Source organism: Haloparvum alkalitolerans (assembly GCF_050122995.1).
Taxonomy (GTDB): domain Archaea; phylum Halobacteriota; class Halobacteria; order Halobacteriales; family Haloferacaceae; genus Haloparvum; species Haloparvum alkalitolerans.
The window spans coordinates 159,240-185,404 of the sequence record NZ_JBNLIA010000012.1 but is presented as its reverse complement, the minus strand read 5'-3'; the positions used below and the strand labels follow the sequence as shown (position 1 = coordinate 185,404).

Genomic DNA, 26,165 nt, shown 5'->3' with positions numbered 1-26,165 from the left:
CTCCGGGCGCTTCGCGCCCTCGCGCCGCCGCGGTACCACGACCTCAAGGCGACCGCATCAGCACCGCACCGCGACCGCATCAGCACCGCACCGCGACCGCATCAGCACCGCACCGCGACCGCATCAGCACCGCACCGCGACCGCATCAGCACCGCACCGCGACCGCATCAGCACCGCATTCCGAGGTTCAAAAATCGGTTCGCGGCCGTGTCCCGTGCCGAAACCGCTTACCTCCGGGCGACCGCATCGGGGGACATGACCGAGTCCGAGGCTGGCCTGGACGAGTTCCGGCTGGAGCGCATGACCTGGCGCGACGTGGAGGCGGCGACCGCGGAGACGTCGACGCTCCTGTTGCCGGTCGGCGCGACCGAACAGCACGGCCACCACATGCCGCTCGGCGTGGACACGCTGATGCCCGAGGCCATCGGAGAACGCGTCGCCGAGGAGGTGCCCGCGCTGCTCGCGCCCGCCGTCCCCTACGGCGTCAGCGAGCACCACACCTTCAAGCCGGGAACGTTCACCGTCGAGAGCGAGACGTTCCGGCGCTACGTCCGCGACGTGGCCGGCTCCGCGGCCGAGTGGGGGATCGACAACGTCCTCCTGTTGAACGGCCACTACCTCGCACAGGACCCCGAACTCGAGGTCGTCGTGCGGGACCTCCGGACGGAGTTCGACCTCGCGGCGTTCCACGTCCCCCTGATCGACGTCTTCTCCGACGCGGCGGCGCGCGTCCGCGACAGCAGCGTCACGTTCCACGCCTCCGAGTTCGAGACGAGCCTGATGCTGGAGCTGTTCCCCGACCTCGTCCGCATGGACGAGGCCGAGGCGGTCGACCCGCCGGCGGAGAGCCTCCCGCTCACCGACTACGACGCGCTCGGCGACAACCGCGTGGGGTGGGCGCTCACCGCGACCGACATGGCGGCGCTGACCGACACCGGGAACCTGGGCGACCCCACGAGCGCCACGGCCGCGAAGGGACGGGAACTGGCCGACGAGGCGGTCGAGAACCTCGTCACGCTCGTCGCGGCGCTGGAGCGTGGCGATCGGAACGGGGTCGCGACGACGGACGCGGCGGACCGTGATGGCGTCGCGGACGACCGTGGCGACGGAGCGACCCGCGGCCGTGACGCCGGCGCGGACGACGATCGGGATGGGACTTAGAGCCGCTCGGGGAGCCAGCCGCCGTCGATTTCCACGTTCTCGCCCGAGAGGTACGCCGACCCCTCGTCGAGGAAGAACAGCACCGCCTGCCGCACGTCCTCGAAGGTGGCCCACCGCCCGCGAGGCGCCTCGTCGGGGAACTCGTCGCTCGACTCCACCACGTACGGCGAGACCGCGTTGACCGTGACGCCGTCGTCGGTCGTGTCCCGCGCGACCGCCCGCGTGAACATCAGGACGCCCGTCTTGGCGATGAAGTACGGGAGGTTCTTCGGGTTCGCGAGCGCGCGGTCGCTGCCGGCGTAGCCGACGTTCACCACGCGTCCCCACTCAGCCTCGCGCATCGCGGGGAGCGCGCGGCGCGTGCAGAGGTAGGTCCCCTTGAGGTTCGTCTCCAGCACGCGGTCCCACGTCGCGACGCTCATCGCCTCCCAGTGCTCGGGCGCGAAGTCGCCGACGTTGTTCACCAACACGTCGACCGCGCCGAGTTCCTCCGCGACCGCGTCGAAGGCGGCGTCGACGCTCGACGGGTCGGTCACGTCCGCCCCGACCGCGGTTGCGGCCGGCGCGCCGCGCTCGCGCGCCTCCTCCGCGGTCGCGACCGCGGCCGCCTCGCTGGTGTTGTAGTGGACCGCGACGGCCGCGCCCGCCTCGGCGCACGCGAGCGCGATCGATCGTCCAAGCCCCCGCGCACTCCCGGTGACGAGCGCAACCCGCCCGGACAGATCCGGCTCGATCATACCCGACGATCCGTCCGCACCGGCAAAGCCTCGTCGTGTGAGGTGGTAACTCGGGTCTGAAAATTAATTCAAAATCGAGTAAACGGACGGTGGTTTTAAGTTATCGGGGAGGCAAGGGGCTGGCATGAGCATCGACACGATGTTGCTGGCGGTCGGCGCGGACGACCGCGAACGCGTGGAGCGACTCGGCGAGGAGACGACGGACGTGGCCGGCCCCTGCGACGCGGAGGTCGTTCTCGCGCACGTGTTCACCAGGGAGGAGTTCGAGGACACCTGCGAGAAGCTGAGTATCGACCCCGACAGCGAGGAGGCGACGCCCGACGGCGTGGCCAAGCGCCACGCGACGATCCGCGACCTGACGACGATCATGGACGAGGCGGGCGTCGACTACGCGATCCGGGGCGCGGTCGGCCACCGCGGCGAGGAGATCGTCGACGTCGCGAAGGACACCGACGCCGACCGCGTGGTCGTCGGCGGGCGCCAGCGTTCCCCCACCGGGAAGGCCGTCTTCGGGAGCGTCGCCCAGGAGGTCATGCTCTCCTCGCCGTGCCCGGTGACGTTCGTCCGCGAGGGGACGAAGTAGCGCCCGGAAGCGTCTCAATTAAGTGCCGCCGGAGCCCCCCTACGCGTAGATGCACTACGTGGGCGTCGACCTCGGCGCGACCAACGTCCGTGCGGTCGTCGGCGACGGCGACGCGGCGATCCTCGGCTCCGCGAAGCGCCCGACCCCGCGCGGGCCGACCGGCATCGCGGTGACCGAGGCCGTCCTCGGCGTCGTCCGCGAGGCCTGCGCGGAGGCGGGCGTCGACCCGACGACCGTCGCCGCGGCCGGGATCGGCTCCATCGGCCCGCTGGACCTGGCCGCCGGCGTCGTGGAGAACCCGGCGAACCTCCCCGACGCGATCGACCGGATCCCCCTGACCGGCCCCCTCTCGGAGCTGCTCGACACCGACGAGGTGCACCTGCACAACGACACCAACGCGGGCGTCATCGGCGAGCGGTTCCACGCCGACCGCAACCCCGACGACATGGTGTACCTCACCATCTCCTCGGGCGTCGGCGCGGGCGTCTCCGTCGACGGGAACGTGCTCGCCGGCTGGGACGGCAACGCCGGCGAGGTCGGCCACATGACGCTCGACCCCCACGGCTTCATGCGGTGCGGCTGCGGCTCCGACGGCCACTGGGAGGCCTACTGCTCGGGCAACAACATCCCCCGATACGCCCGCGAGCTACACGCCGAGGACCCCGTCGAGACGAGCCTACCGGTCGACGACCCCGACTTCTCCGCGAAGGACGTCTTCGACGCCGCCGGCGACGACGACTTCGCCGACCACGTGGTCGCACAGGTCGCCCACTGGAACGCGATGGGGCTGGCCAACGTCATCCACGCGTACGCGCCCCTGGTCGTCTCGGTCGGCGGCGCCGTCGCGCTGAACAACCCGGAACTGGTGCTCGACCCGGTCCGCGAGCAGCTCTCGGAGATGGTGTTCATCAACCTCCCCGAGATCAAACTCACCGACCTCGGCGACGAGGTGGTGGTGAAGGGCGCCCTCGCCAGCGCGCTCACCGGCGGGACGGGCGACCGCTCCCGGTTATAGAGCCAGCCCTGATTCTCGACGCCTGACCCGCCGGACGCGACACCGAGTCGCACAGACCACCCGACCCGACTGCACTCACGGCGGGAGTTCCGCCGCATCCGCGAAAAACGTTCGGCCCGCCGGAAGTGGTGCTGTACGTGCAGTGCGGTCGGCGCGCGCGAGAAACGCGCGCGAGGTCGCCGGCGTCGCCGTGAGCGCGGTGCGGAGCGAACGGCGGCTCGAAAACCTGCGGTTTTCGGTGCGCTACCGCACGCCGGCTGCTCGAAAATCTCCGATTTTCGGTGGAGCCCGCAGTCGCGGTCGCGCAGCGGCGCAGTCGCGCGACCGCGACTGCGGCGAGGCTGGGGAGTGTGAGGCTGCGGTGCGGTCGCGGTGGGTGGGACTGAAAGGGGCAGTCGGCTCGATCCGGTCCCGGCTCCGCAAGCGACGCGAGAGCGAAGCACTCGCTAGTCTGAGACTTCGTCTCAGGCACCGCAGCGAGCGGTGTCTCCAGCGCGCTACTGCACGCCGGAGAGCGGCGAGACGCGGGTTGTCTCGCCAGGCGCGGAGCGAGGAGCGCAGCGTGTGTCGCGTTCCCGCGAGGAACGAGCGGGAGCCCGTGAGTCGCAGCCCGGCAGCCCGCCACTGCAGGCAGCCCGGACCGTCTCACGACGGCCGGTCGAGCCGGCTGGGGCTTTCCGGGTGGTGCTGTTCCGAGCAGCAGAGTCTGCAGCAGATCAGTATTAGGTCGAGCCGGCTCCGACTTTCAGAACACTCTCCTTCCGATAAGCAGGATCCACGACCGCATTCACGGACACCGCGTATCCAGCGCCCTTTTCCCCGCGCCACCACTTGCTCCGCTCATGACGCTGGTCAGTGACGCCCACGCGGACCACGGCGCGACGTTCCGCGACCGCGGCGGGCGCGAGGTGGTCGACCACTACGGGCGGCCGGAGAGCGCGGCCCGCGCGGTGCGCAACGTCGTCGGCACCATCGAGATGGGGTACGGGGTCCTCGCCGTGAGGGGCGAGGACCGCGTCGAGTTCGTCGACAACGCGGTCACCAACCGGGTGCCCGCGGAGGACGGAGCGGGCTGTTACGCGCTCCTGCTGGACCCGCAGGGCGGCATCGAGACGGACATGTACGTCTACAACGCCGGCGAGCGGCTCCTGGTGTTCACGCCGCCGGAGCGCGCCGAGCCCCTCCTCGAGGACTGGTCCTCGAAGGTGTTCATCCAGGACGTGGACCTGCGGGACGCCTCCGCGGAGTTCGGCGTCTTCGGCGTCCACGGTCCCATGGCGACCGAGAAGGTCGCCTCCGTGCTGAACCACGCGGGCGCGCCCGAACCCGCGCTGACGTTCGAGCGCGGGACGATGGTGGACGCGGGCGTCACGGTGATCGCGACCGACAACCCCCTCGGCGAGGACGGCTACGAGGTCGTCTGCGCGGCCGAGGACGCCGGCGACGTGTTCGACACGCTGGTCAACCGGGGGCTCAACGCCGCGCCGTTCGGCTACCGGACGTGGGACGTGCTCGCGACGGAGGCGGGCACCCCCCTCTTCGAGTACGAACTCGAGGGGACGGTCCCGAACGTCCTCGGCCTGCGGAACGGGCTCGACTTCGAGAAGGGGTGTTACGTCGGCCAGGAGGTCGTCTCGCGCGTCGAGAACCAGGGCCGCCCGAGCCGCCGCCTCGTGGGACTCCGGCTGGGTGGCGAGCCGGACGCGGACGCGGACGCCGACTCCCCGGACGACGCCCTCCCGGACGCCGGCGCGGCCGTGTTCGCGGGCGACGCCGCGGTCGGCGAGGTGACCCGCGCCGTCGCGAGCCCCACGCTCGACGAGCCGATCGCGCTCGCGCTGGTCGAGTACGATCTCGACGCGACCGACCTCGCGGTGCGCGTCGCTGGTGATGAAGTGTCAGCAGAACTATCGGATCTCCCGTTCGTCGACGGGAGCGTTCGGTCCGCCCGTCTGCCACGTTACGAGGACTGAGGAGTAAATATTATCCGAATAATTTCATTCTGGCTATGACACACATTGAATAGGTCCTATCCCCTCCTGGTTTAATATGTCAGAGGTAGGTAGGCTGGCGACGGGTATTCCCGGCCTGGATTCGGTACTTCGGGGTGGGTTCCTCTCCGGCCGATCGTACATGCTCCGGGGCGGCCCGGGGACCGGCAAGACCATTCTCGGCTACCACTTCCTGACGGCGGGGCGCGACCGCGGGGAGTCGACGCTGTTCGTCAACTTCGAGGAGTCGACCGAGCGCGTCCGCGAGAACGCGGCGTCGCTGGGGTTCGACCTCGACGGGATCGAGTTCCTCGACCTCTCGCCGGGCGCGGACGTGTTCGCCGAGGACCGCACCTACGGCGTGTTCGCGGCCGACGAGGTGGAGTCCGAGGAGGTGACGGCGGCCATCGTCGACGCCGTCGACCGCGTCGATCCCGACCGCGTGTTCGTCGACCCGCTGACGCAGCTCAGACACCTCGTGCGCGACGACTACCAGTTCCGCCGGGAGGCGGCGTCGTTCATGCGCTACCTCACTGAGGGGGGCGCGACGGTCCTCTTCTCGACCCAGCCCGGGACCACCGGGAGCGTCGAGGACTTGGAGTTCCTCTGTGACGGCAGCGTTCACCTGAGCCACGCCGAGAAGGGCCGCACCGTCGAGGTGACCAAGTTCCGCGGCTCCGGCTTTCAGTCCGGCCAACACACCGTCCGGATCGACGAGGGCGGGATGTCCGTGTTCCCGAAGCTGGTGCCGACCGACCACGGGCGCTCGCTCACCGACGAACGCATCTCGTCCGGCGTCGAGCGCCTCGACGCCATGCTGTCGGGCGGGATCCAGCGCGGCAGCGTCTCGGTCATCTCCGGGCCGAGCGGCGTGGGGAAGTCGACCACCGCGACGCACTTCCTGAAGGAGGCCGCCGCCCGCGGCGAGCGCTCCGTCGCGTACCTCTTCGAGGAGGACGCCGCGACGTTCACCCACCGGTCGGAGAGCGTCGGGATCCCGGTCGGGGAGATGACCGGTGAGGGATCGCTCGCGCTGGAGGAGGTCGAACCGCTCTCCGTCTCGCCGGACGAGTTCGCCCACGCGGTCCGCGAGGAGGTCGAGGAGCGCGACGCCCGCGTGGTGCTGATCGACGGCCTCTCCGGCTACCGCCTCTCGATCCGCGGCGAGTCGGACGAACTGCTCCGGGAGATCCACGCGCTGTGCCGGTACCTGCGGAACATGGGTGTGACGGCGATCCTCGTGGACGACGTGGGAACGATCACGGGGGACTTCGAACCGACGAGCGACCGGATCAGCTACCTCGCGGACAATATGCTGTTCCTCCGCTATCTGGAGATGCAGGGCGAACTCCGGAAGGCGGCGGGCGTCCTGAAGATGCGCGCCAGCGACTTCGAGCGCACGCTCCGGGAGTTCGAGATCACCGACGAGGGGATCGTTCTCGGCGAGCCGCTCCGGAACCTGCGTGGCATCCTCACCGGGACGCCGGAGTTCACCGGCGAGTGAGCGTGAACACCGCACGATGAGTGACCCCACACCGGGAGCGAGGGCAGCAGACCGCATCGACTCGCCGCCGACCGACGGCGACGACCCGGAGCGGCCGCGCGTCGTCTGCTGTCTCCGTCCCGGCGAGGACCGCCGACTGCTCGTGGAGTGGCTCGACGAGCACGGCTACGAGCCGGTGATCGCCGAGCCGGCCGACCTCGAGGGGCTGGATTTCGAGTGCTGCCTCGCCGACCCGGGAACGCTCCGGGCGGTCGCGGACGGACTCCGTCGGATCCGGGAGCGGGAAGCGACGCTCGTGCCGTGTCTGCTCGTGGCGGAGGGCGATCCGGGGGCGGTGCTGGCGCGGCTCCCCGAGGACCTCGCGACCGTGGTCACCGACGTGCTGTCGACCCCGCTCCGAAGCGCGGTCCTGGAGCGGCGCCTGAACACCGTCACGCGCGCCCGGTCGCTCTCGCGCGAGGTCGCCGAGAGCCGGGAGCGCTACCGGCGGCTGATCGAGCAGGCGCCGGCGGCCGCCTTCCTGGTCGCCGACGCGACGATCACCTACGCCAACGCGGCGGCGGGACGGCTGCTCGGAACAGACCCCGAGGACCTCGCCGGCCGGGAGTTCGTCTCCATCATCGATCCGGACTGCCGCGACCCCGTTCGACGGCTGATCGCGGACCCGGACGCTGCGGGGGAGGCGGAGTTCGTCGACGCGCGGATCCGCCGCAACGACCGCCCGGTCCCGGTCGAGATCGCCACCACCGCGGTCGACGGGGACACGGTACAGGTGATCGTTCACGACGTGTCGCGCCGGCAGGCCCGGGAGGATCAGCTCCGGCTCTACCGGCGCGCCATGGACGACGCGACCATCGGGATCACGATCTCAAACCCGTCGCTTCCGGACAATCCGCTGATCTACGTCAACGACGAGTTCGAGCGGCTCACCGGACGCTCGCGCGAGGAGATGCTCGGCCGAAACCCGCGGATCCTCCAGACGGAGGACACGGACCCGGAGACGGTCGCCCGCCTGCGCGAGGCGATCGCGGCCGGCGAGCCCGTCAGCGTCGAGATACTCAACCGGCGCGCGGACGGCAGCGAGTGGTACAACGCGCTGGACGTGACGCCGATCCACGGCCCGGACGGCGAAGTGGAGTACTTCCTCGGGTTCCAGCGCGACGTGACCGACCGGCGCGAGCGCGAACAGCGGCTCGCCGTGCTCGACCGCGTGCTCAGACACGACCTCCGCAACCGCCTCAACGTGGTGATCGGGCACGCGTCCGGGATCGAGGCCGGGGAAGGGGAGATCGCCCACCACGTCGACCGCATCAAGAAGGCGTCCGAGAACCTGCTGTCGCTGTCGAACGCGGCGCGGCGCTTCCGCTCGGCGCTGCGCGGGGACGTCGACCTGGAGCCGGTCCGGTTGGACGAGGTGATCGCGACCGCCGCCGAGGAGATCCGCGACGAGTATCCCCACGCCGGGATCGAGACGACGCTCGCGTCCGTCTCCGTGCTCGCGAACGACAGCGTCGCGGTCGCCGTCGAGGAGCTGCTGACGAACGCGGTCGTCCACTGCGACCGCGACCCGCGCGTGCGGGTCTCACTGGAGCGGGAGGCCGGCGGCGGGGGCTCCGCGGCCGTCCTCCGCGTCGCGGACAACGGACCGGGGATCTCGGAGGCCGACCGGGGGCCGCTCGTGGGCACCGCCGAGACGCCGACGGAGCACGCCTCGGGGATCGGGCTCTGGCTCGTCCGCTGGACCGTGGAGGACGTGGGCGGGACCGTCTCCTACCGGGAGGCGGAGCCCCGCGGCGCGGTCGTCGAACTCCGGTTCCCGGCGCTCGACGACGCCGGGACCGGATCGGGAGCCGACGACTGACCGCACGGACTGCGTTCGCGGCGCCGCAGTCGAGCGGACCGGGAGGGGGTCGGGGCGAGCCGGCGACTCCCCCTCAGCGCAGCAGCCGGCGCAGATGCGTCCGCGAGAAGAACGAGGAGGGCCTGTCCATGTGGACGCCGATCTCGCCCGACAGCGCCCGGAGCCCGAGCCGCTGAACCGGCTCCGGCAGCGAGTAGCACTTCCTGATGAGCTTTCCGAGCCGGATCTCCCTGGCCAACTCGTCGCGCCACGCCGCCTCGTAGTCGGCGAGCGTGGCGGGGTCGGCGGGATCGATCGCCCCCGCCGCGGCGTCGGCGGCGGCCATCCCGTAGCGGATCCCCCCGCCGGTGAACGGCTTCGTCTGCGCGGCCGCGTCGCCGATCAGGAAGACGCGGTCGGTCGTCACCGTCTCCGGCGGGCCGACGGGGATGGCGCCCGAACAGAAGTGGTCCGTCTCCACGTCGTAGGCGTCGGTGAGCGCGTCGAACATCTCGTTCACCTCGACGCCCGGTGGCGCGGCGAGCCCGTACTCGACGCCCGCCTCCCCGCGGGGGATGCGCCACGCGAAGAAGGTGGGCGCCGTCAGGTGGACGTCCACGAAGTCGCCGTGATCCGGGTCGCGGTCGAACGCGAGGACGCCGTGCAGTTTCTCGTCCGGTTCCGGGAGGCCGACCGCGCGCCGGACGCGCGAGACGGGGCCGTCACAGCCCGCGACCATCCGCGCCTCGACCGTCTCGATCCCCCCATCGACGCGGTCGGCCGTCCGCACGTCCAGCGCCACGCGGTCCTCGCGCTCGTCGACGCCGGTGACGGTGTGGCCCTCGCGCACGTCGGCGCCGGCCTCGCGGGCGCAGTCGGCGAGCGTCCGGTCCAGCCCGACGCGGTCGATCACGTTCGAGACGCGCTCCTCCTTGTAGAAGCGGTAGGGCTTCGAGTCGGGGCCGCCGACGCGGAAGCGCGCGCCGTACACCTCGTTCTGCAGCAACTCCTCGCGCGCCGCGTCCGGGACGTACTCCCACACGTCGTCGGAGACGTGCCCGGAGCAGGCCAGCGGGGTCCCGACCTCGCCCTTCTCGAAGGCGATCACGTCGTACCCCGCCTCCGCCGCGCGGCGGGCGAAGCGCGCGCCGGCCGGGCCGACGCCCACGACGGCGAAATCGTACATACCGGTACGCACCGCGCCGCGACTGATAAGCACTTCCCGACGAGGACGCCGGGGGGGGAAGAAACGCGGTCGCTGGAACCGTCGGAAAAACCGGGAGAACGGGAGTCGCTTACGAGATCAGCAGCTTCTCGCCGCGCTCGACCGTGATCCGGCACGGCGGCGACATCTTGTTGTACGCGCGGCGGAAGGCCTCCTTCACGACGGGGGCCTGCTCGGGCGTACAGTAGGCCGTGAAGACGGCCTCGTCCTTCTGGATGCGGGCGGCGGTGCCGACCGGCTTGCCGAACGCCTGTCGCATGCCGTCGGAGACGCGGTCCGCGCCCGCGCCGGTCGCCTGCTTGTTCTCGCGGATGACCTGGTGGGGGAACTTGCGGAGGACCATCTTGTAGTTGCCCTCGCCGAGTTCCTTCAGCAGGTGCCGGTTGGCCGACAGGCGCGCGCTCTCGAGCGAGCCGTGGCGGATCTGGAGCGTCTCCTCGACGCGCAGGCTGATCTCGACGGGGTAGTCGTCCGGGTCCGTGGAGAGGTCGCCCATGTTGTGCTGTGCGATCTTCGAGCCCGGAATGCCCGTGATGTACTCACGGCGCGTGTACGACGGCTTGTCGATCTTCCGGTACATGGAGGCGGGCTTGTCTGACATGGTTACTTGTCGGATATCACCTCCGCGCCGCGAATAAAGCCTTCGAAAGCGCTCCTCTCGCGCCGCTAGAGCCGGCTCTCGGAACCTGTGAGGGGTTGTCACGCACTGACCGACGGGGTCAGAAGCGCGCCGGGTCAGTCCTCGGCCCAGTAGTAGAGCTCCTCTCGCGGCGCGTCGCAGTTCGGGCAGTTCGCCGGGAGCTGGTCGCCGATCTCGCCCATCTCGCCGCATTCCCAGCACCGCCACATCACGTAGGCGGTGCCGAACACGTCCCGCGCCTGCGTGAGCGACAGCGCCTCGCCGCTGTCCGGGGACCGGACGTAGAAGCCGTCGTCGTCGACCCCGCGCACCGATCCGAGTTCGTTCCCCTCGTCGTCGTAGACGCTCTGTCCGATGGTCACGTCCGCGAATACGGGTTCTTCGGAGGCCATACGCGGCAATACGTGCCGGATCGTCTTAATTATGTGTCACGGTACCGCGACACACAATCTCTGCCGTCCGCGGTCGCGGTGCGGTGGCGGTGCTGTGGCGGTGCTGTGGTGGTGCGGTGTCGATGCGGTGCGGTGCTGTGGCGGTGCTGTGGTGGTGCGGTGTCGATGCGGTGCGGTGCTGTGGCGGTGCTGTGGTGGTGCGGTGTCGATGCGGTGCGGTGCTGTGGCTGTGTGGTGCCGGTTCTGTCGGGGGTTGTGGTACCGCGGCGGCGCGAGGGTGCGCAGCGCCCGCAGCGCCGACCGCGGCCCCTTTTTGATCGACATTTTTCAAGGGAGCGGTCAAGGCGGCGCCCTGCGCCGCCGCGACCCGACCGCAGAAAAAGGTCGGGTTGCGGTTTCTGTCGGGGGTTGTGGTACCGCGGCGGCGCGAGGGTGCGCAGCGCCCGCAGCGCCGACCGCGGCCCCTTTTTGATCGACATTTTTCAAGGACGGGTGAGCGCGGCGCTGTGCGCCGCGCGAACCCAACGCAGAAAAAGGTCGGCGGGAAAACGGTCGGTTCTAAAAGTGCTCCGCGCTCTCGGTTTCGTGCTGGAGGTCGCCGCCGCGGCCGCCCTCGACGGTGGCGGCGCCCTGGTCGCCCGAGGAGGGGACCTTCACGTGGACCTCGGTCACCTCGTCGAAGTCCATGATGAGGTCGCGGCGGATGTTCTCGGCGGTGACGTTGGAGATGCCGCAGCCGGAGCAGGTGCCGCCGAGTTCGACGACGACCTCGCCGGTCTCCGCGTCGGCCTCGCGCACGACGCTCGTCCCGCCGTGCATCTGGATGATCGGCATCTGGCCGACCATCCACTGCTCCACCCGGTCCGCCAGGCTCTCGTCGCTCATTGCCCGTAGTTGGCGCCGGGGCCTTTGGAAGCTTGCGGTTCGGGCGGCCGGCCGTTCCTTGCAAGCAACTGTGTCACTATTCCGCACGTCCGTCGTCGTGGACCCGCCTGAGGACGCGCAGTCCCCCCGCCACGCCCGCGACGGTGCCGACAGCGGTCGCGACCCCGAACCCGGGAGCCTCGCCGTCCGTCGTGGCGGCGCCGTCGGTCGCGGTCGTCTCGGGGGGCGGCGTTTCGGTCGCGTCCGCGGGCGTCCGTGCGGCCGCGGGGGTCTCGGTCGACGCGTCCGGGAGGGCGTCGCGCAGCGCGGGCGGGTCGGCCTGCTCGCCGGCGCGGTCGGGGAAGGTGTAGAGGGCGGCCTGCGCGGGCCGGTGGCTCGTGCTCGGGGCGACGAAGAACTCGCCGGGGACGCCGACGCGCGCGGTCCAGAAACTGGCGTGGGCGGGGTCGCGCCACCGCGCCAACTCCGCGGGAGCCGCGGGGTCGGAGACGTCGTGGAGCGTCACGCCGCCCTCGTACCACGCGGTGTAGAGGCGGTCGTCCCGGAGCTCGAAGTTGTGCGCCGTGGTCCAGACGCCCGAGCCCGTGGGGTCGGGGCTTTCGAGGGGCTCTACCGTCGCGAGTCGAGTGAGGTCGCCCGGGTCCGAGCGGTCGTAGAGGTGGACGCCGCCGGGGCCGCCCCGCAGTCCGTCGCCGGTCTCGACCGCCCACGCCTCGGCGTTGACGGCCAGCAGGTCGCCGGCCTCGTCCGTCTCCGCATAGTGGTGGTTGCCCGGGAGCGCCGAGTTCTCGACGGTGACCCCGTGGGCCGACAGCGCGGCCAGTTCTCCCGGTTCGTGCGGCGTCACGCCGCCGAGATAGGCCGGATCCGCGGGGTCCGAGACGTCGAGCAGGTGCGTGCCGGCGTCCCAGTAGGCCAGCGTCGCCACGCCGTCGGTCACGCTCACGTCGTGGACCACGCGGAGGGTCTGTCGCACGTCGTCCCACGCGGGGTCGGCGTCGATAACCGACCAGCGCGCGAGTTCCTCGCCGGCCGTCGCGCTCCCGTTCTCCCCCGGATCCTCCCTCAGATCGACGACGACGAGGGGGTTCCGGTCGCGGTCGTTGCCGGTGAGGTAGCCGACCCCGTCCGCGAGCGCGCAGTTGTGGACCGGGAACCCCACTTCGGCGACGGCGACTTGTTCCGGGTCGGCGGGGTCGGAGACGTCGAAGCGCACGGCGGCGTTCACGCTCCGGTTCGGGTTCGCGGGGCCGGCGACCAGCAGGTCGCTCCCGTCGACCGAGAGGTCCCAGACCCGCGTCAGCGGGCCGTTCTCGCGGTCGGCGAGCAGGTTCCCTCGCTCGGCGACCGGCCGGGGATCGGCGGGATCGGAGAGGTCGACGACGACGAACCCGTCGCCCGTGGCGACGAAGGCGGTCGCCCCGTCCTCGGCGACGACCGCCTCGTAAGCGGCGTCGAGGTCGAGCCGCCCGATCGGGGCGTAGGCGGTCGACTCCTGCTCGCTCGCGGTCGCCGCGGCCGCCGTGTCCCCGAACCCGCCGGCCGCCGCGCCGCCCAACGCCACTCCGGCGACGCCCAGCGCGCCGGTCCGGAGGAAGCGCCGTCTGTCCATACCGGTCGGTGGGGGCTCGCGCGTATGAGGGTTTCTCAACCGAGGGGTCGACGCGTCGCTCCTGTTGCTCGGAACGCGACGGTCGGAAAGCCCCAGCGGGCCCTCTCTACTCCGCAGTCGGTCCTCAGATACGCGGTCGCACAGCGCCGAGACAGCTCCGGTCCGCGACCGCCGCGTCCGGACGCGTGACTGCGCCGGCTTCCGAGCGAACGGTCAGGCTCCCGGCTCGCGGAGCGCGACCTCCGCGCCCGGCTCGTCGGGGAAGGGGTCGGCGGCGTCGAGGGACCCCCCGCCCTCCAGTCTCGCCCACTCCTCGTCGGTGACCAGACAGTCGTCCAGCGCCTCGGTCACCGCCTCGCGGTCCATTCCCGTGCCGATGACGACGTACTCAGTCAGCCGGTCGCCGTGCTCGTCGTGCCACTCCAGGTCCGGCCGGTTCGACCGGTAGAGCTCCCGGTCGATCTCGGGGAGGCTGGCGATCCACGGCCCGGGCGCCTCCACGCGAACCGAGGGGCCGGCCTGCCCGACGACCTGCCGGTGTTCGTTGCCCGCGACCCACAGCGTCCCCTTCGACCGGACGACGCTCTCCGGGAGGTCACGCAGGAGGTCGGCGATCCGGCCGGGATGGAAGGGGCGCCGCCGCCGGTAGGTGAACGAGGTGACGCCGTACACCTCGTCCGGGTGGCGGTGGGCGTGGCCGTCGTGGCCGTCGTGGGCGTGGTCGCCCTCGTCGTTCCCGTCCCCGCCGTGCCCCCCCTCGCCGTGTCCTCCGTGGCCCTCGGCGTCCGCGAGCGCGCGCTTCCAGCCCGGCAGGTCGCCGACCTCGTCCGGGTCGAAGCGGTCGACGTCCAGCAGGCGGGCGGGGTCGACCGCGGAGAACTCCGTGCGGATGGTCTCCGCGTCCGGCTGGAGCGCCGCGATTAGCTCCTCGGCCTCCGCGAGCTCCGCGTCGGTACAGAGGTCGGCCTTGTTGAGCAGGACGACGTTCGACACCTCGACCTGCTCCACGAGGAGGTCGGAGAGGGGGCGCTCGTCGGCGTCCGGGTCCGCGCGGCGCTCCGGGGTCCCCTCGCCCGCGAACGCGTCGCGGAACTGCCGGGCGTCCACGACCGTCACGAGCGCGTTCACGTCGTACAGCGCGGCGACGCGCGACTCGGTGGTGAACAGCCGCGCGACGGGCGCGGGTTCGGAGATGCCCGACGACTCCACGACCAGGTGGTCGAACTCGCGATTCCGGGCGAGCCGGACCACGGCCGTCTCGAGGTCGTCCTGTAGCTCACAGCAGATGCAGCCGTTCGACAGCTCCGCGACGCCGCCCTCCACGTCGAGGTCCGAGCCCTCCGCGACGAGGTCGGCGTCGACGTTCACGTCCCCCATGTCGTTGACGAGGACGGCCACGTCGCGGTCGCCGGCGTGCCGCAGCAGGTGGTTCAGCAGGGTGGTCTTGCCCGCCCCCAGACTCCCCGAGAGGATCGTCACCGGGATCGCGTCGCTCATACCCACGCGGTGGAGGGGAACGACCTTGAAGCCGCGGTCCGGGCGGGCGTCTCGAGCACCGAGCCGCGACAGCTTTTACCGCGGCGACCGCTACGTGTGAATCCATGACGCTGGCCGAGCGCATCGACCGGTTCCTCGCGACCCTCGACGAGTGGGCCCGCGGGCTCTACCACGGGATGATCAGCCACCCGGCCTACGAGAAGATCGAGAAGGAGGCCGAGGACCTCGAGGATTCGTTCCTGCTGGCGTGCTTCCCGGACGCCTTCGGGATCCCCTCGCCGGTCTCCTACTACACGGCCGAACTGCTTCCGTACCTCGAAGACGAGTTCGAGGCGTGGGAGCGCCGACTGTGGGACCGCGACACGCTGATCGAACGCAAGGGCCAGCAGTACCACTTCTGATGGAGCCGTTCGTCTTCTTCGGCGGCAAGGGCGGGGTCGGCAAGACCACCGTCTCCTGTGCGTACGCACAGAAATGCGCCGACGCGGGGCTGGAGACGCTCGTCGTCTCCACGGACCCCGCCCACTCCACCTCGGACGTGTTCGACCAGCGCTTCGGCGACGAGCCGACGCCCGTCGAGGGGGTCGACGGACTCCACGCGATGGAGATCGACCCCGACGACGAGGTGGCGGCCCACCTCGACGACATCAGGCAGCGCCTCTCCGACCAGGTCTCCCCGGCGATGGTCTCGGAGATCGACCGGCAACTGGAGATGGCCCACCAGACGCCGGGCGCTTACGAGTCGGCGCTGTTCGACCGGTTCGTCGAGGTGATGCGCGCCTCCGAGCCGTACGACCGCGTGGTCTTCGACACCGCCCCGACCGGTTCGACGCTCCGCCTGCTCGGGCTCCCGGAGTTCCTGGAGGACTGGATCGAGCGGCTGGCCCACAAGCGCCGGCGGAGCATCGACCTCTTCGAGAAGGCCGCCATCGGCAACCGCGAGCCCCGGCGCGTGATGGACGGCGACCCGGTGCTGGCCCGGCTCCAGGAGCGGAAGGAGTTCTTCGAGTTCGCCGGCGCCGCGCTCCGGGAGGACGCCGCCTTCTTCCTCGTGTTGAACCCCGACCAGCTCTCGCTCAACGAGACCGCCCGCGCCATCGACGGGATGAGCGAGCGCGACCTCGCGGTCCGCGGGCTGGTGGCGAACAAGCTCACACCCGAGCCGGACCCCGACGAGGAGGGCCGCGGCGCCCGCTACCTCCGGGACCGCGTCGCGACCGACCGCGAGCGCATCGCCCGCGTGCGCGAGGAGTTTGCGCCGCCGCTGGTCGCGGAGATCGAGACCAGAACCAGCGAGGTGAAGGGGGACCTGCTCGCGGACGTGGCCGCGGAACTCGACGTGGAGACGGCCGCGGAGCCGCCCACCGCGGTCGACCCCGCGGCCGAGTGAGACCGAGGCCGGTGAAACCGGCACCAGCGGCGGCTTTTCTCGCCGGGTTTGGGTGGCAATACTTAAGTCCCCATTTCCTCATGGTTTAGCGTGAGGTAGGGTAACAATGACGCAAGTAATCTGGATCGTGCTTGCCGTGCTGGTAACGTTCACCGTGGGTTATCTGGGGTACTCGAAGTACCTCTCCCGGTTCGTCGAACTCGACGACGCCAACGAGACGCCGGCACACAAGTACGAGGACGGGCAGGAGTACGTACCGGCCAAGAAGCCGGTGCTACTGGGGCATCACTATTCGAGCATCGCGGGCGGCGCGCCCATCGTCGGACCGATCACGGCCGGCGCCATCTGGGGCTGGGTGCCCGCGCTGGCGTGGATCGCCATCGGCAACCCGCTGATCGGGTCGGTCCACGACTTCGTCTCCCTCAGCGGGTCGATCCGCCACGAGGGGAAGAGTATCGGCTACATCGTCGGCGAGTACGTCGGCGAGCGGGGGAAGAACCTCCTGTTGTGGTTCGCGTTCCTCACGATCATCCTCGTCGTGGCGGTGTTCGCGCTCGTGGTGGGGATCGTGTTCAACGCGTTCCCGCAGGTGACGACCACCTCGTTCCTGTACGTGGCGCTGGCGCTGCTGTTCGGCGTCTACCTGTACCAGCTCAACGGACCGTTCCTCCCGGGGACCGCGCTGTTCGTCGCCGGCGTGTTCGCGTCCGTCTGGGTCGGCATCCAGTACCCGTTCGCGCTGTTCCCGGCCGTCGAGGCCGGCGCGTACCCCGAGGGGACGCTCGTCCTCGCGGAGCTGATCGGTCTCGGGGCCGGCGGCTGGATCCCCGGTGCGACCGTCTCCGCGGACGCGATCCTGACGCCGAACGTCGCGGCCTGGCTCCCGCTGATCATCGTCTACGGCGGGGTCGCGAGCGCGCTCCCGGTGTGGGTGCTGCTCCAGCCGCGTGACTACCTCTCCTCGTTCCTGCTGTACTCCGGCGTGGGCGGGGGGATCCTCGCGATCATCGTCGGCACGCTGATCACGACGCCGGCGCAGCCGCTCGTCATCGACTCGTCGATCGGCGCGTTCGAGGGCTTCTGGGGGACCGAGGCGGCCGGGGTCTGGCCGCTGTTCCCCCTGCTGTTCATCACCATCGCCTGCGGGACGGTCAGCGGGTTCCACTCGCTGGTCTCCTCGGGGACGACCTCGAAGCAGCTCAACAAGGAGACCGACGCCCGCCTGATCGGCTACGGCGGCATGCTCGGCGAGGGCCTGCTCGCGGCGCTGGCGCTGTCGACGCTGGCGGTCGCCGGCTTCGTCGCGGACGCGACCGCGGGCGGTATCGGCGGCGCGCTGCCGAACTTCGCTGCCGGCGGCGGTATCATCCTCACGAGCCTCGGCATCCCGCAGACGATCGGCGCCGTGTTCATGGCGCTCGTGCTCGTGAGCTTCCTGCTCACCTCCACCGACACGGCGGTCCGGCTGGGTCGCTACATGATGGAGGAGATCGTCGGCGCGCCGGCGGGCGAGACGACGACCGGGCTCTCGGGCGACTTCGGCGGCTTCGCCCGCGGCCGGTACACCAACCCCGTGCTGCAGGGCGTCATCGCCTACGTGCTCGTCATCTCCGGCGAGTGGGTGACGCTGTGGGGACTGTTCGGTAGCGCCAACCAGCTGCTGGCGGCGCTCGCGCTGCTGACGGCGACCATCTGGCTCGCCAACTGGGACGAGTCCAAGCAGCTGCTTAGCACCGGCGTCCCGATGGCGCTGATGGTGGCGATCACCGTCACGGCGCTGACGTTCATCGCCCTGTACCGGAACATCTACACGAACATCCTGCAAGGCGGCGCGGACGGCACCGCCGCGATGGTCTCTTCGGGCGTCCAGGCGGTTCTCGGCTTCGTGCTGGTCTGGCTGGCGCTCTCGCTGGTCAAGATCGGCTACGACAACCTCGCCAACGTGCGCGAGGGGGTCGGCTCGGCGCCCGCGGACGACTGACGACTCGAAAGCGTTCGGAGGGCGCGACCGGCGCGCCCAGCCCTCCTCCCGTTCTCCCGCCGCCAGCCGCGGCGCCGTCTCAGGTCCAGAACTTCCGCGCGAACCGCGAGAGGAACCCCTCGCGCTCCTCGCTCACGTCCTCCCAGAGGGTGAACGCCTCCGCGGCGTCGGCGGCCTCGCTGGCGACGATCGCCTCGGCGTCGGGGGCGACGACGATCAGGTTCACGTCGTAGTGGCCGTAGTAGCCGAACTTCAGCAGGGTCCGGTCGCGGAACCCCTCCACGAACTCGCGGACGTCGTCCGGGATCGCGTCGGTCACGAGCGCGAACGTCACGTCCGTGCCGTAGTGTTCCTCGTCCGGGTCGACGCGCTCGTCGGCCACGTCGTGGCCCCGCTCGACGAGCCGCTCCAGTTCGCGGATCGTGACGCCCTGCTCGCGGCGCGCGAACAGGTACTCCTCGGCCTCGTGGTCGGCGTAGCTGAGCGCCGGGTGAAGGAACTGCTTCTCGTTGCGCACGCGCATCTCGCCGTAGAGGTCCCACCGCTCCCCGTCGAGCCGGTAGTCCTTCTCGAGGTCGTAGCCGTACATCAGCCGGTCGCCGACGCGGTCGAGGTACTCGTCGTCCCAGTCCGGAACGGCCTCCCTGATCTCCGGCGGGAGGCGGTCGGGGTCGACGCGGTCGGCGCGGTCGGCGCGGTCGGCGCCGGCGTCGGCGTCGGCCGAGCCGGAGTCGACGCGCTCGGAGTCGCCGCTCATGCCCTCACTCCTGGTCGGGGTCGTAGGCGTGTACGTCCCCCGAGACCGCGGGCGCCCCGACCGCGAGCACGGTCGCGGCCGCGTCCGCGTCGGCCGGCACGTGCGCGCGCTGTGGGCTGCCCGGGTCGACCGCGAACAGGTGGTCGTTCGGCACCTCGTGGGTCCCCTCCGGCGTCTCCACCCACAGCGTCCCCTCGAGCACGTAGAAGGCCTCCTCCTGCTCGTCGTGGTAGTGGTACGCCAGCGGGATCTCCTCGCCCGGCTCGGCGCGGAAGCGGTTGATCGCCATCGCCTCCAGCCCCGCCGGCCCGCCGAGCTTCCGGCACTCGCTCGGCCGGTCCGGCTCCGGCTCCACCGCGTCCGCGTCCACGGTTCGATATCCCATGGCTGGAAATACCACACCCCGGATAAAAGCCCGTCGGCGTCGGTCGGGAGCGGTCGAGCGTCGCGGGCGGCGACCGGTCGTGTCGGCCCCGGTCGGCGGCGACGGACCGCGGAGCGGTCGTGTGCGCGCCGCACACGCGGAGATGCGTTTAACACGCCGGCGCACCAACGGCGTGGTAGACAGACCCATGGGAGAGAAGAAACAGGCCGAGACGTGCGGCCGGTGTTCGATGACGACGGTCGTCGACGCGCTGGACGCCATCGACGGCGAGGAGGGCGGCGAAGGCGGCGAGGGCGGCCTCCGGAGCGACCCCTTCAGCGGGGAGCGCATCGAGGTCGACGAGGACGAGTTCCGTCGCGTGTCGCCCGCCGTGTGGCTCTCGAAGGCGAGCGCGTGGCTCGACGAGACGGCACAGCGGATCGCGTACGGGCGCTGACGGGTTCGGCCCCCGCACCGTCCGCGTCCCGCTCGGGCGGCCCCGGACGCATCCTTTAACACGCACCCCCGTGTCAGAGCGAGGCATGGAACGGGTGGAGGTGGCGCTCGACGACGACCTCGCGGGCGACCTCGCACGATACGCACGGACGGAGCACGTGCCGCGGGACGCCGCGGCCGAGCGGCTGCTGTCGGACGCGCTCGCGGAGTGGCGCCGCGACCGCGCGGTGGAGCGATTCGCGGCCGGCGAGGTGTCGTTCGCGCGCGGTGCCGAGATCGCGGAACTGGACCCGTGGGCGTTCGCCGACCTCCTGCAAGAGCGGGAGGTGACCTGGGTCGACGCCGGGCGCGTCGCCGCGGAACTGGACGGATGACCCTCGTGGTCGCCGTCTCCGCGCTGGCGGCGCTGGGTCGGGCCGACCGGCTGGACGCCCTGGCGGCCGTCGACGACGAGGTCCTCGTCCCCGGGACGGTCTTCGACACGCTGACCGCCGCGGCGCCGGAGGCGCCCCCCGCGAGCGCGCTGGCCCGGCTCGGCGACGCCGACGCCTTCCGCGCGGTCACGGTCTCGGACGCGCCGCTGTACGAGCGCCTCCGCACGAACGACCGACTGGCCGACGACGACGCCGCGGCCGTCGCGCTCGCGGACCTCGTCTCCGGCGCCCTCGTCGCGGAGGAGCCGTACCTCGGCCGGATCGCCGCCGCGGAGGGCGTTCCGACCACGACGGTCCCCGGAGTGCTGGCGACCGCGGTCGCGAACGGCGACCTTCCGGCCCCCCGCGCGCTCGACGCGTTCGACGACCTCCTCGACGCCGGCTGGTACGGCCGGCCGGACCTCTACGCGGCGTTCATCCGCGCGCTCGACGCCGCCGAGTGACGGCGGTCCCGACCGGTCTCAGAACAGTCCCGCCACGTCGTCCTCCTTCGCGCGCTCGCGCTCGACCCGGTCCCGGAGCCGGGCGTACACGGGCGCGCGCTGGTCGGGGTCGGCGAGGAACGCGGTCAGCAGCTCCGCGTAGCGCGTCCGGCCCGTCCCGCGCTCCTCGCGAGCGTAGCGCGCGGCGTCCGCGACGACCGAGGGGTCGACGCCGTCGAGGACGTCCGCGAGCGGCTCGACCGCGAGCAGCACCGCGTCCAGGGTCGGCTCGGCGAGGGGGTCGGGCGCGTCGGGCGCGAGGTCGGGGGGCTCCCGTTCGACGGTCGTCGGGTCCGTCGCGGTGGCCGAGAGCGTCGCGAGGTACTCTCCGAGGTCCCCGACCGCGATCCCGCGGTGACCGGCCGGTACCGACGCGAGCGACTCCCGCGCGGTGGCGGCCGCCGCCCGAACGCTGTCGGCATCGCCCCGCCGCGCACCGCGGACGGCGTCGACGAGGCCGATCAGTCCGCGGAGCAGGCGCTCGTCGTCGCTCCCCGCCGGCAGCGGACGCCACGCGCGCTCGAACGACTCGCGCGCCGGACGGAGGTGGCCCTGAGTGAGGAGCACGCGCCCGGCGTCGAGCGCGGTCTCGACAGAGACCGGCTCGCGGTCCGGCTCTGGCTCCGGCTCACGCCCGGACTCGACGCCCCCGCTCGTTGCGTCTTCGTCTCGCGTCACGTCGAACGGTCGGAGTCGCGCGCCGTTAAACGGTTCGGCGAGGGACGTCGACCGGCGATCCGCCCCGCAGACGGGTATCGTTCTGGAAGGGCTGTCGGCGGGGGACGAGCGGAACCGCGTCGGTCAGTACACCGTCTCGCGGAGGTACTGCAGAAACGGAACGAGGTCGTCCGCACTCGCGGCGCGCAGCGCTGTCGGCGAAAACCGGCGGACCGGCCGGCTTCCCTCCCCGTCCGCGAACGCCAGCCCCGGCCGGTCCCGGACGCGGGCGACCGCGCGTAGCTCCAGCGTGTTGGCGTCCTCGACGAACGTCGCGAGCAGGGACGCTCGCTCGACGTGGTCGCCCGCAACCGTCTCGACGGCGGCCAGGTGCTGCTCGTAGGCGTCCGGGACGGTCGTCGGCAGCCGATCCCAGGCGGTCGGGTCGGGGTCGAGGTCCGCGTTCGCGACCGTTCCGGCGTACACGTCTCGAAGCGCCGCCTCCGGACCCGCACCCGGGTCCGGAGCGACGAAGGCCGGATCGCCCCCCACCGTGACGAGCAGTTCCTCGTACAGTTCGCGGTAGGCGGTCTCCAGGGGCGCGTGGTCGAGGCGACCGGCGGGCGTCGTCCACGCCCCCGGGTCGAAGCTCGCCCCCCCTGACCGCCGGAGGCAGATCAGGTCGTCGCCCGCCAGCAGCGCGACGCCGGCGCCGATCAGGAACGGCCCCTCGATGCGGACCGTCTCGCCGTCCGCGGTTGTTCTGGACTCGCGCGCCGCGATCTCCCTGACGGTGGTGTACGCGCCCGGCACGTCACGAAACGCAACTACGGGGTCGAGGGGGTCGACGGCGACGAGCCAGCGGTTCCGCGTCCGGTCGTGGACCGCCGTCCGCCCCTTGAGAAAGACGGCGTCCGAGTGGCCCTCGGGAAGCAGATCGCCCATCCCGCCGCGCTCCTCCGCGGTCACGACCCCTCACCGCCCCGCCTCGCGTCCCCCGTCTCCGCGCTCTCGGCTTCCGACTCGCCCGCGGCGTCCTCGTGAAACGCGATCGAGAGGTCCGCACGCCCCAGGCGGGTCTCGGTCGGGGCTTCGACGATTTCGGCGTCTCCGACCTCGATCCGGAGCCGTTCCGCCGCGCGCTCGTCGAAGAAGGGGTCGCCGAGGTCGTCGATGTCCTCGTCGTCGTAGGTCACCCGATAGAGGACGTCCGGGTCGAGGTCCGGGAAGCCCCGTCGCCGCTGATCGTTCCAGAACAGGAAGCCGGCCTTCGATCCGAGCGCCGAGAGGCCGACCACGGCGTGGGCGTGCTGGCCCCCGTTCGCGTTTTCGTCGTCCGTTTCCCGGCTCCCGCCGTCGAACGGATGCCGAAACAGCAGGAATGCGGGGTCGTCCCGACTCAGGAGGTCCTTATCGACCACAGCGGAGACGAAATACTCCGCGGGGAACTGGATCCCGTCGGGGTCCACGAAGGCGTTCTCGGCGAGGTCGACGTTTTCGTAGCCCGCCGCCTTCAGCGCGAGGACGAGCTTTCGGAGCCCCACGTTGTGTTCGGCTCCGCCGAGGAACAGGTGGTGAACCCGCTCCTCCGGCCACTCGACGCCGGCGAAGATCGGCGTCTCGGGGAGGGACCCGTCGAGCCGGCCGGGAGAGTGAGCGACGCTCGCGAACGCCTTGACCGGGAGCCGGATCCCGCGGCTGGTCCCGGTTCGGTCCAGGTCCGTCGTCACGTCGTCGTCACCTTCGCCGGCGAGGCGACGCAGTGCCGCCACCACCCGTCCGACTGGTCCCCGATGGGGATCCGTCGTCGTGACGAGGGTGTCCACGCCGACCACCTCCACGTCCACGGTCTCCTCCCCGCTGAGCGAGCCGCCGGCCCACGCCGTCTCCAGCCCGGCCGCCGCGGCGACCGCCGCGTGGTCGTCGGGATCGGCCGCGAGCGCGTCGGCCAGTTCCGCTCCCGCCGTCACCCGCGTCCGACGGTCGGAGCCCAGCAGTTCGCGGAAGTACTCGCTCACGTAGAAGACGCCGTATCCGAGAAGCGAGTTACCGAGCCGCGTGCGTCCCTCCCCGGTGTCGGGCTCGTTCAACACCACGTCGGACCGGGAGAACGCGGCGGACTCCCCGTAGAAGCGCGACCGGAACCCGAGCGTTCGCGTCGCCGCGAGCGGCGCGAGCACCGCGAGGAATGCCGCCGCACACAGGACCGGAAATTCCGGGAGCGGGCCCGCGTTCGAGGCCAGCCACAGCGCCCCGACGACGGCGGCGGCGGGAGCCGCTTCGCGCCACGGCACGCGCCACGGGGCGACCGCCGCTGCGAGGGCGAGCACGCCGGCGACTCCGGCGGTCGTCGTCGGGGGGGCCGTTCGACCGAGCACGGCCGCGATCGACTCGACGGCCACGGGGATCGCGAGACCGACCAACAGCATCGCCCGGAACCGACGGACTCGGTCGTCGAACAGCGCGTGCTCGAGGTCGAGTCGGCGCGGACCGCCGCGGAAGCGGACGTATATCGCGTCGACGAAGACGTTGCGGTAGTGCGGCCGGTCGCCGTACGTCCCCGTAACGGCGACGTCGTCGCGACCCAGCACCAGCAGGGGGTCGCGGTCGGAGAGGTGCGTGGTGAACGGGAACCAGTAGTTGCCGACCTTCAGCGTGTCCCAGCGTGCGATGAGCAGCAACTGCCGCAGGTGGTCGAGCGCGCGCCGGACGCGTGACCCGAGCTCGGCGACTGCCCCGCGAACCGGGGACACGAGGTAGTGCCAGAGGTGAGCGACGATGAGGGCTCCCGCGACGACGGCGATGGGATACGTCGACAGCAGTCCGACGAGGTCACCGCCGAGCGCCGCGCGGAGGACCAACGCGACGTCCGCGCCCGTGGCGGCGTCGCTGACGAGGAAGACGATCCCGACGACGACGGCGAGGAGGCTCGCCAGCGAGGTCGCCGTCCAGAAGGCGGGGCCGAGAAGCGCGATCCGCCGGAGGTCCGAGTCGGAGGCGGCGTGTTTGCGGGCCGCGAACTCGTCGCGTTTGTCCAGCGCCAGCCCGTTCGCGAGGACCACGCGCTCGTCGCCCGCCCCGGAGTCGGCGTCGCGCTCGCCGGGCGCTGCCGGTTCGTCGTCGCCTCCGTCGGTTCCCGTGCGAGACACGTGCGGGGACACACCACGACGATACAAGTAGATGAGGGAGTCGGCGGGGTCTCAAGCGAGAGACGGGAGCGGTCCGGCGAGAGGCCGAGACGGCTGCGGCAGACAGCGCGGTCGCTCGCCGGGATTGGTCCTCCGAGAAAGCGGAAACGTCCTGACGGAGATTTGAACTCCGGTCCCTGGCTCCGCAAGCCAAGAGGATAGTCCACTACCCTATCAGGACTCACCTACACGTACCGCGGTTATACTTAAGACGGTTACGGTACGGCGGCGGGATGGGCCACGCCCGCACTGCACGCGGTCGGCCGTCGCGTCCCCGTAGACGGGCGCGGTCGGCGCGTCAGCAGGCGCAGCCGGTGCCGGACGCGCGCTCGAACCGGAGCGACTCGCCGCACTCGGGACACAGCGGCGTGCCGTCGTCGGCGAGGGCCAACCCCTCGAGCTCCACCTCGACGTCTCGGACGCGGACGCCGCAGTCGTCACACCAGTACGCGCCGCTGGAGCCGTCGTCGCCCCCCTCCTCGGGCGCGCGCGGCCGGGACGACTTCAGCGTCTCGGTGATCGTGTCGACGATTCCCATACCGAACGCTTCGGCGGCGCGAGCCTAAACACCATCCCGTTCGTGCGAACGAGTCGCACGGCAGTCACAACAGGGGGAGCGTCAGTCCGACGAAGAGCGCCAGCAGCACCAGCGCGAGGTACACCAGCGTGGCGAAGCGGTCGGCGGGGTCGACCTCGCCGGCCACCGCGGGGCGCGCGTCCCGGACCAGCCAGCGGTACGCCCCGACCGCGGTCAGCAGGAACGCGCCCCCGGAGACGGCGAGCGACGCCGCCAGCGAGAGCCCGTACGCCTGCCCGTATATCGGGCCGATGGAGACCGCGACCATGAACGCGAGTGCGACCACCACCAGCACGGGCACCGGGTCGACCGGCGTTCCCTCCGCGTTGCGGAGCGCGGGACGGCGCATGACGGATGGGGTTCGGGCCGCGACGCAATGAGTGTGTGGATCACCAGCACGCCTCGGCGCGGCGAACGATTAAGTGGTCGCTCCTCCCGGACTGTGGCATGAGCGAATCGGACGGGGGCGACCGCGAGGACGCGGCGGGGGAAGGCGCCGGGAGTGGGGACCGGGAGGACCCGGCGGGGTTCGAGGACGCGGTCGAGTCCTCGTCGGGCGACCCGCTCGTTCTCCTGGGGATGAACGCGGTGCTGTCGGCGACGTTCGCGTGGATCGCCGTCTGGGGCCTGGGACTGCTCGGACTCGTGGCGTACACCGCTGTCAACGTCGCGACCGCGGCGATCGTGTTGTTCGCGCTGACGTACGTGCTCGTGTTGCAGTAGGGGCCGGAGCACGTCGATAGCGCGAGGAACGCCAGGGTGTCCCGCGCTGACGAGCCACACGGGCGATACAGGTG

General features: G+C 71.3%; 27 protein-coding genes and 1 tRNA gene. 13 read left to right on the top strand and 15 right to left on the bottom strand.

Annotation, left to right across the window (positions count from 1 at the left end; all coding sequences use genetic code 11):
• Window positions 1-255: 255 nt before the first annotated feature.
• Window positions 256-1,161: a creatininase family protein gene (locus ACQE3L_RS12185; protein WP_426964099.1), complete on the top strand. Its 906-nt coding sequence runs from the start codon at window positions 256-258 to the stop codon at window positions 1,159-1,161.
• On the opposite strand, the gene ACQE3L_RS12180 is transcribed toward ACQE3L_RS12185, so the two are convergent.
• Entirely contained in the window at window positions 1,158-1,898 is a 741-nt protein-coding gene (locus tag ACQE3L_RS12180; RefSeq protein ID WP_426964098.1) for an SDR family NAD(P)-dependent oxidoreductase, read from the bottom strand. The two genes, ACQE3L_RS12185 and ACQE3L_RS12180, sit on opposite strands and share 4 nt — an antisense overlap.
• Window positions 1,899-2,022: 124 nt before the next feature.
• On the opposite strand from ACQE3L_RS12180, the gene ACQE3L_RS12175 reads away from it, so the two are divergent.
• The 5 genes from ACQE3L_RS12175 (at window position 2,023) to ACQE3L_RS12155 (ending at window position 8,852) form a co-directional block, all read left to right on the top strand.
• On the top strand, window positions 2,023-2,481 hold the full coding sequence (locus ACQE3L_RS12175) for a universal stress protein (protein ID WP_426964097.1): 459 nt from the start codon (window positions 2,023-2,025) through the stop codon (window positions 2,479-2,481).
• Between the two features lie 49 nt (window positions 2,482-2,530).
• Window positions 2,531-3,496 carry an ROK family protein gene (locus ACQE3L_RS12170; RefSeq protein ID WP_426964095.1) on the top strand — a complete coding sequence of 322 codons (966 nt, stop codon included), beginning with the start codon at window positions 2,531-2,533 and terminating at the stop codon, window positions 3,494-3,496.
• A gap of 842 nt (window positions 3,497-4,338) precedes the next feature.
• Window positions 4,339-5,469 (top strand): CAF17-like 4Fe-4S cluster assembly/insertion protein YgfZ, encoded by a 1,131-nt coding sequence (gene ygfZ / locus ACQE3L_RS12165; protein WP_426964094.1) that lies wholly within the window; start codon window positions 4,339-4,341, stop codon window positions 5,467-5,469.
• A gap of 76 nt (window positions 5,470-5,545) precedes the next feature.
• Window positions 5,546-6,991 (top strand): ATPase domain-containing protein, encoded by a 1,446-nt coding sequence (locus tag ACQE3L_RS12160; protein ID WP_426964092.1) that lies wholly within the window; start codon window positions 5,546-5,548, stop codon window positions 6,989-6,991.
• A gap of 16 nt (window positions 6,992-7,007) precedes the next feature.
• Window positions 7,008-8,852, top strand: a complete 1,845-nt coding sequence (locus ACQE3L_RS12155) for a PAS domain S-box protein (protein WP_426964091.1) — start codon at window positions 7,008-7,010, stop codon at window positions 8,850-8,852.
• A 73-nt stretch (window positions 8,853-8,925) separates the two neighbouring features.
• Here the strand turns inward: ACQE3L_RS12155 and ACQE3L_RS12150 are convergent, their stop codons facing one another.
• From ACQE3L_RS12150 to ACQE3L_RS12125, 6 genes are all read right to left on the bottom strand, one after another.
• A complete protein-coding gene (locus ACQE3L_RS12150; protein WP_426964090.1) occupies window positions 8,926-10,017 on the bottom strand; it encodes a geranylgeranyl reductase family protein in 1,092 nt (363 codons plus the stop codon).
• Window positions 10,018-10,126: 109 nt separating this feature from the next.
• Complete coding sequence (locus ACQE3L_RS12145) at window positions 10,127-10,657, bottom strand: 50S ribosomal protein L16 (protein WP_426964088.1); 531 nt, start codon at window positions 10,655-10,657, stop codon at window positions 10,127-10,129.
• A 134-nt stretch (window positions 10,658-10,791) separates the two neighbouring features.
• Entirely contained in the window at window positions 10,792-11,088 is a 297-nt protein-coding gene (locus tag ACQE3L_RS12140; RefSeq protein ID WP_426964087.1) for a DUF7130 family rubredoxin-like protein, read from the bottom strand.
• 558 nt (window positions 11,089-11,646) lie between these two features.
• On the bottom strand, window positions 11,647-11,973 hold the full coding sequence (locus tag ACQE3L_RS12135) for a NifU family protein (RefSeq protein ID WP_426964086.1): 327 nt from the start codon (window positions 11,971-11,973) through the stop codon (window positions 11,647-11,649).
• Window positions 11,974-12,049: 76 nt separating this feature from the next.
• Window positions 12,050-13,585: an LVIVD repeat-containing protein gene (locus tag ACQE3L_RS12130; protein ID WP_426964085.1), complete on the bottom strand. Its 1,536-nt coding sequence runs from the start codon at window positions 13,583-13,585 to the stop codon at window positions 12,050-12,052.
• Between the two features lie 213 nt (window positions 13,586-13,798).
• Entirely contained in the window at window positions 13,799-15,082 is a 1,284-nt protein-coding gene (locus ACQE3L_RS12125) for a CobW family GTP-binding protein (RefSeq protein WP_426964084.1), read from the bottom strand.
• 104 nt (window positions 15,083-15,186) lie between these two features.
• Here ACQE3L_RS12125 and ACQE3L_RS12120 point away from each other — a divergent pair, with 104 nt between their 5' ends.
• From ACQE3L_RS12120 to ACQE3L_RS12110, 3 genes are all read left to right on the top strand, one after another.
• Window positions 15,187-15,483 carry a DUF7990 family protein gene (locus ACQE3L_RS12120; protein ID WP_058367601.1) on the top strand — a complete coding sequence of 99 codons (297 nt, stop codon included), beginning with the start codon at window positions 15,187-15,189 and terminating at the stop codon, window positions 15,481-15,483.
• Entirely contained in the window at window positions 15,483-16,472 is a 990-nt protein-coding gene (locus tag ACQE3L_RS12115) for an ArsA family ATPase (RefSeq protein ID WP_426964083.1), read from the top strand. Before ACQE3L_RS12120 ends, ACQE3L_RS12115 begins: the two co-directional genes overlap by 1 nt.
• Window positions 16,473-16,578: 106 nt before the next feature.
• Complete coding sequence (locus ACQE3L_RS12110; protein WP_426964082.1) at window positions 16,579-18,453, top strand: carbon starvation CstA family protein; 1,875 nt, start codon at window positions 16,579-16,581, stop codon at window positions 18,451-18,453.
• 79 nt (window positions 18,454-18,532) lie between these two features.
• On the opposite strand, the gene ACQE3L_RS12105 is transcribed toward ACQE3L_RS12110, so the two are convergent.
• On the bottom strand, window positions 18,533-19,210 hold the full coding sequence (locus tag ACQE3L_RS12105) for a DUF8052 family protein (RefSeq protein WP_426964080.1): 678 nt from the start codon (window positions 19,208-19,210) through the stop codon (window positions 18,533-18,535).
• Window positions 19,211-19,214: 4 nt separating this feature from the next.
• Complete coding sequence (locus ACQE3L_RS12100) at window positions 19,215-19,595, bottom strand: cupin domain-containing protein (protein ID WP_426964079.1); 381 nt, start codon at window positions 19,593-19,595, stop codon at window positions 19,215-19,217.
• 187 nt (window positions 19,596-19,782) lie between these two features.
• On the opposite strand from ACQE3L_RS12100, the gene ACQE3L_RS12095 reads away from it, so the two are divergent.
• The 3 genes from ACQE3L_RS12095 to ACQE3L_RS12085 all read left to right on the top strand — a co-directional run bounded on the left by ACQE3L_RS12095 (window position 19,783) and on the right by ACQE3L_RS12085 (window position 20,907).
• Window positions 19,783-20,031 (top strand): DUF8007 family protein, encoded by a 249-nt coding sequence (locus ACQE3L_RS12095; protein WP_426964077.1) that lies wholly within the window; start codon window positions 19,783-19,785, stop codon window positions 20,029-20,031.
• Window positions 20,032-20,116: 85 nt separating this feature from the next.
• Window positions 20,117-20,404, top strand: coding sequence for a UPF0175 family protein (locus ACQE3L_RS12090; RefSeq protein WP_426964076.1), 288 nt, complete (start codon window positions 20,117-20,119; stop codon window positions 20,402-20,404).
• Window positions 20,401-20,907: a PIN domain-containing protein gene (locus ACQE3L_RS12085; RefSeq protein ID WP_426964075.1), complete on the top strand. Its 507-nt coding sequence runs from the start codon at window positions 20,401-20,403 to the stop codon at window positions 20,905-20,907. The genes ACQE3L_RS12090 and ACQE3L_RS12085 overlap by 4 nt, the downstream gene beginning before the upstream one ends.
• A gap of 18 nt (window positions 20,908-20,925) precedes the next feature.
• On the opposite strand, the gene ACQE3L_RS12080 is transcribed toward ACQE3L_RS12085, so the two are convergent.
• From ACQE3L_RS12080 to ACQE3L_RS12055, 6 genes are all read right to left on the bottom strand, one after another.
• Window positions 20,926-21,624, bottom strand: coding sequence for a DUF309 domain-containing protein (locus ACQE3L_RS12080; RefSeq protein WP_426964074.1), 699 nt, complete (start codon window positions 21,622-21,624; stop codon window positions 20,926-20,928).
• A 123-nt stretch (window positions 21,625-21,747) separates the two neighbouring features.
• A complete protein-coding gene (locus ACQE3L_RS12075; RefSeq protein ID WP_426964073.1) occupies window positions 21,748-22,572 on the bottom strand; it encodes an NUDIX hydrolase in 825 nt (274 codons plus the stop codon).
• Entirely contained in the window at window positions 22,569-24,752 is a 2,184-nt protein-coding gene (locus tag ACQE3L_RS12070) for a hypothetical protein (RefSeq protein WP_426964072.1), read from the bottom strand. The genes ACQE3L_RS12075 and ACQE3L_RS12070 overlap by 4 nt, the downstream gene beginning before the upstream one ends.
• Window positions 24,753-24,899: 147 nt before the next feature.
• A tRNA-Arg gene (locus ACQE3L_RS12065) sits at window positions 24,900-24,972 on the bottom strand.
• Between the two features lie 117 nt (window positions 24,973-25,089).
• On the bottom strand, window positions 25,090-25,329 hold the full coding sequence (locus ACQE3L_RS12060; protein WP_426964070.1) for a hypothetical protein: 240 nt from the start codon (window positions 25,327-25,329) through the stop codon (window positions 25,090-25,092).
• Window positions 25,330-25,393: 64 nt separating this feature from the next.
• Complete coding sequence (locus tag ACQE3L_RS12055; RefSeq protein ID WP_426964069.1) at window positions 25,394-25,717, bottom strand: hypothetical protein; 324 nt, start codon at window positions 25,715-25,717, stop codon at window positions 25,394-25,396.
• A 98-nt stretch (window positions 25,718-25,815) separates the two neighbouring features.
• On the opposite strand from ACQE3L_RS12055, the gene ACQE3L_RS12050 reads away from it, so the two are divergent.
• Window positions 25,816-26,091, top strand: a complete 276-nt coding sequence (locus ACQE3L_RS12050) for a DUF8107 family protein (protein ID WP_426964068.1) — start codon at window positions 25,816-25,818, stop codon at window positions 26,089-26,091.
• Window positions 26,092-26,165 lie beyond the last annotated feature (74 nt).